2 protein-coding genes and 2 pseudogenes are annotated in these 3,704 nt (G+C 66.6%); 3 read left to right on the plus strand and 1 reads right to left on the minus strand.

Annotated elements, in window-relative coordinates:
* Positions 1 to 537 (plus strand): annotated as a pseudogene (locus ACNFOC_RS52210) (sigma-70 family RNA polymerase sigma factor); the annotation flags it as partial.
* A 20-nt stretch (positions 538 to 557) separates the two neighbouring features.
* Positions 558 to 2,348: an SsgA family sporulation/cell division regulator gene (locus ACNFOC_RS52215; RefSeq protein WP_416965997.1), complete on the plus strand. Its 1,791-nt coding sequence runs from the start codon at positions 558 to 560 to the stop codon at positions 2,346 to 2,348.
* Positions 2,349 to 2,468: 120 nt separating this feature from the next.
* On the opposite strand, the gene ACNFOC_RS52220 is transcribed toward ACNFOC_RS52215, so the two are convergent.
* The gene (locus ACNFOC_RS52220) at positions 2,469 to 3,500 is read right to left on the minus strand and encodes an AAA family ATPase (protein ID WP_416965998.1); all 1,032 of its coding nucleotides are present in this window, start codon (positions 3,498 to 3,500) and stop codon (positions 2,469 to 2,471) included.
* Between ACNFOC_RS52220 and ACNFOC_RS52225 the strand changes: the two are divergent.
* Positions 3,475 to 3,704: pseudogene (locus ACNFOC_RS52225) on the plus strand (hypothetical protein); the annotation flags it as partial. The gene ACNFOC_RS52220 and the pseudogene ACNFOC_RS52225 overlap by 26 nt on opposite strands.

Here is a 3,704-nt window from a genome sequence, read left to right on the forward strand (position 1 = left end):
CCCGTGCCGGTGCAGAAGATCACCTTCGGCTGGACGGCGGAGGACCGGCATGAGGTCGTCGTCGACAGCGTCCTGGGCGGCCTGCATGTCTTCCGCACCTATGGACTCGTCCAGGGGCGCTGGAGCCCCGAGGGGGGTGCCAGTTTGGACACCTACTTCATCGGTGCGGCCATCCGCGCCTTCCCCCGCGTCTATATCCGCTGGTTCGACGGCCACCAGCAGAGGCAGACTGAACTGGACCACCCTCAGGACCGTAAAGAGAACGCCGACGTGTTCTCCCTCGTGCCGGACCAGAGGGCCGCCGACCCGGCCGCTACCGCGGTGACCTACGACTTCCTCGACCGCCTTCTCCCGCTGGTGACGGACCCGCAGGTCCGCGAGGCCCTGGGATGGCGTGCCATGGGATACACCCAGAAGCAGGCCGCTCATCGGGCCGGGCTGACGGAGAAGGCGCTCGAACGCCGCACCAGCCGGCTGCGCGACCGCCTCACTCGGCAGGTGCACCAGCTCGAACTGGGAGAGGGAGGAGCACGATGAACGTCCGAAGTGAAGGGGCCATGAACAATTCCGAGACGCTGGACTACGACGACTTCGACGCCCTGCTGGACGCCTCCAGTCTCGGCGCGCCGCGTGTGGTCGCCGCGCTCGGTTCGGCCACCCCGGACGCCCTACGACGCTTCAACACCGCCGCACACCTTCCCCTGTCCTGCAGCCCAGCCCCGACACACACGCCCGCCGACACCGCCGTACAGACACAACGACTTGCGTCCTCAAGCCCTGCGGGCAGGGCCGCTGTCACGGGAATCGCAGTCATCACATGCTCGACTGGCGCGGGGAAGACGAACGCCTTCCTCGACCAGATCAGCCAGGCGCGCCGCCGCAGGGACATCGCTGAGGGATTCACTGTCCGACCGGCACGCGTCCTCGCCGTCACCGCCCGGTCCCGGCCTCATGCATCAGTGCCCCTGCTCGTGATCGACGAGGCTCACCGATCGACGAGCCCGTGGTCCGCGCGGGAACAGACGTATCTGGCTGCGCTCCTACGGAACCGCGAGCGCGCCCGTTCTGACACCCCACGGCATCTCACGTATCTCTACCGGCTGTTTCACCAGAGCAGCGAGTTCCCGACCGTCCTCCGCCGCATCGAACTTGCCGCGTGCGTGGAGCGCGACGCGCTGCACGACATGCTGGTCCGACGCCTCCTCGCTGACCTCGGAACGACCGGTGGGGCAGGCCAGGACCGAGCGGCTCCAGCTCTGCGCCTCGCCACATGGACGGCGTGCATGTGGCAGGACATGAAGGAACGGAACCTTTTGGGACAGGCTTGGCCACGAGCAACCGCCTTCCACCCGCAGCTCGTTCACGCGGACGGGACGCAGGCAGACCTCGGCAGCCAGTCTTTCCCGCGCATGTCCTGGAACAGAACGGGCGGGCCGGGGCTGGACGCCCAGCGAATGCGGTGCCTTCGGCACAGCTGCTTGCAGCTCGCATCGATGCCGCCAACCGCACCATTCATCAACCGGGACCCGCTGCTTGAGCGCCTTTTCGCCCGGCTGGACCCTGCACACGGTGCGCGGTCATTGGCCCGTAGCTGGCTGACTCACATCAGCACAGACGAGCGGCTGTCCTGGCCGCATGCCCCAGCGCCCGCCGACAACGGCTGGCTGCCGGTTCTGTACACGTGCGCTTGCAGCGAGACGGAACACGCCGAACACGTCACTGCACCCCTGCACTGCGCACCACGCGAACCGGACCTGGCCACGCTGCGTGCGCCACGACCGGCACGCAGCGCCCACCATGCGACTGACCGTGCCGCACACAACGATCAGCGCACGATTGCACCAGATTCCACTGCCGAGAAGCGGGAACTGCACGACATCAGCAACGGGCAGATCGAACTGCGGCAAGAGATGGTCCACGCCTGGATCACGACACACCTCTATCTGGGTGGAGGCAACGAGATCCCCCTGCCGCTGCCCACTCACCTCAACTACCGTGTGACAGACCCTTATGCGGTAGAAGCTGTGTTCGATCCCGGGCCACACCAAGTGACTTGGACATTCGCCAGAGACTTGCTGGCAGACGGACTCCATGACAAGGCTGGCAGCGGCGACATCAGTATCTGGACCAGCCCTTCCGATTCCGGCCATCCGCGTGCCTTCATGCAGCTCAAGTCACCCACCGGAACAGCACTGTTGTCCCTGCCGCCCACCCCCGTAAGGGAGTTTCTGACAGAGACAACCCGCATGGTGCCCAGAGGGAGCGAACACGCCTTGCTCAGTTCCAGCCTTAATGATCTGGAAGCACAGCTGAACCAGCTCAGTGTCTCCCCAGGCGGAGGGGACTGACGCCTTGCCGCAGGACTACCGCGTGCTCAACCGCCCAGGCCCAGGCTGAAAGAACAGGGCAGGCCCTGTGGCGGTAGGACAGCGGAGCCGGTAGGGAGCCGGACGCACAGGCTCGGGAGGCTATCGGCTGTCGCCGCGGCCGATGCGGATGTCGTCCAGGAGTTCCTTGGTGATGGCCTCCGTGCCGGTCTCGGGAGCGGTTTCGATGGCTTCCTGGGCGGCCTGGCAGATCAGGTCGCTCAGCGCGCTGATGTAGCCGTCGGTGCGCCGGTGCAGGTAGCGGGAGAGCTTCAGCAGGGCGCCGGGCGTGTGGTCGTACAGGCACAGGTCCTCGTCGAAGCCCTGGACGACGCTGTGCCAGTCATTGCCATAAGGGATGTGCCCAGCCCACAGCACCGGCAGGTCACTGAAGGAGGCCTTGCTCTTGACCGCGTCGGGCAGGTTCTTGCGCCGCTTGTCGTAGCGGGCCTCGTGGACGATCTCGCGTGCGCCGGTGCCGCAGAAGATGAGCGTGACGTTGGTGCGGTCCTGCAAGGCCTCGAAGTAGCTGAACGCGCTTGCGATCTCGTTGTCCTGGATGCGGTTGATGCCGTCGATGAGGACCAGGCGGGTCTTGGCCTGGCGCATCACGTGGGCGACGGGCTCGGTCATGTCGGCGGTGCGCCGGTTGCGGTCGTCCGGATTGATGGTGTGGTTCAGGCCCAGGAACTCGGCGAACGGCAGCGACCAGTCCAGATTGCTTTCCCGCTGCGGCGGCACGGTGATGCAGATGACGGGGATGCGGTTGGGGTCGGGGCCCAGATCTGATTCGATCATGCCCTGGAAGCCGCGGCCGATCTGCACCAGCAGGGTGGACTTGCCGGTGCCCCGGTCCCCGTCGATGATCATGTCTGTGGCGCGGCCGACGCTGCGGAAGCGGTTCTTGCGCAGTTCGCGCCGCGCATCCAGCAGACCCTGCCACAACGCCGGGGTGAGCACGGGGAGCATCTCGGCGTGGTACATCAGGCGGGGATCGCGGGGACCGACCTTGGTGCCCTTGGGAGCCCAGTCGGCGCGCTTGGGCGGGGCCAGACGGCGGGAGGCCGAAAGGTTCCAGCCCTCCCGGGTGGTCAGCAGCGGTGGGTCGATGGGCTGGGTGACGTTCTCGGCCACGCCGGTTCCGAAGGCGCGGATCAGCTTTTCGCGGCTCACGATTTTCCTCCGTCGTTCTCTTGGCCACCGGGCTCGCCGGCGTCGGGGGGAGCAGCCGGACCCCTCGATCCAGCTGTTCCTGTCCTCGGACCCGGACGACTACCTCGACAAGGCGTCCACGATGGACCAGTTGAGCGACCAGCAGGTCGAGGCGCTCACGAAGAT

It is taken from the genome of Streptomyces colwelliae (assembly GCF_048158785.1).
Classification (GTDB): Bacteria; Actinomycetota; Actinomycetes; order Streptomycetales; family Streptomycetaceae; genus Streptomyces.

Coding starts and splice junctions, on each gene's coding strand:
- ACNFOC_RS52215 (WP_416965997.1), top strand. CDS start 558: ATGAACAATTCCGAGACGCTGGACTACGACGACTTCGACGCCCTGCTG.